Genomic DNA, 576 nt, shown 5'->3' on the forward strand with positions numbered 1-576 from the left:
GTGCAACCGTCAGCGCCAACGCGATGGCGAAAGATACTATCGCCCTGGTTATCTCTACCCTGAATAACCCGTTCTTTGTTTCCCTGAAAGAGGGGGCGCAGAAAGAAGCGGACAAACTGGGCTACAACCTTGTCGTACTGGATTCGCAGAACAACCCGGCGAAAGAGCTGGCGAACGTACAGGATTTAACGGTCCGTGGCGCGAAGCTGCTGCTGATTAACCCTACCGATTCTGATGCGGTAGGTAACGCCGTGAAGATGGCTAACCAGGCGAAGATCCCGGTGATTACCCTCGACCGTCAGGCTTCGAAAGGCGATGTCGTCAGCCATATCGCGTCTGATAACGTGCTGGGCGGTAAGATGGCCGGCGACTACATTGCGAAGAAAGCCGGTGAAGGCGCGAAAGTGATTGAACTGCAGGGTATTGCAGGGACTTCCGCGGCTCGTGAACGTGGTGAGGGCTTTAAGCAGGCCGTTGCCGCGCACAAATTCAATGTTCTGGCCAGCCAGCCGGCGGACTTCGACCGTACCAAAGGTCTGAACGTCATGCAGAACCTGCTGACCGCCCATCCTGATG

General features: G+C 56.1%; 1 protein-coding gene. It reads left to right on the plus strand.

All coding sequences use genetic code 11. The features are described from left to right. A partial coding sequence (gene rbsB / locus D4Q52_RS26030) for a ribose ABC transporter substrate-binding protein RbsB (RefSeq protein ID WP_119859476.1) occupies positions 1-576 on the plus strand: 576 nt, incomplete at both ends.

It is taken from the genome of Rhodopseudomonas palustris, from assembly GCF_003591005.1.
In the GTDB taxonomy this organism is placed as follows: Bacteria; Pseudomonadota; Alphaproteobacteria; order Rhizobiales; family Xanthobacteraceae; genus Rhodopseudomonas; species Rhodopseudomonas palustris_K.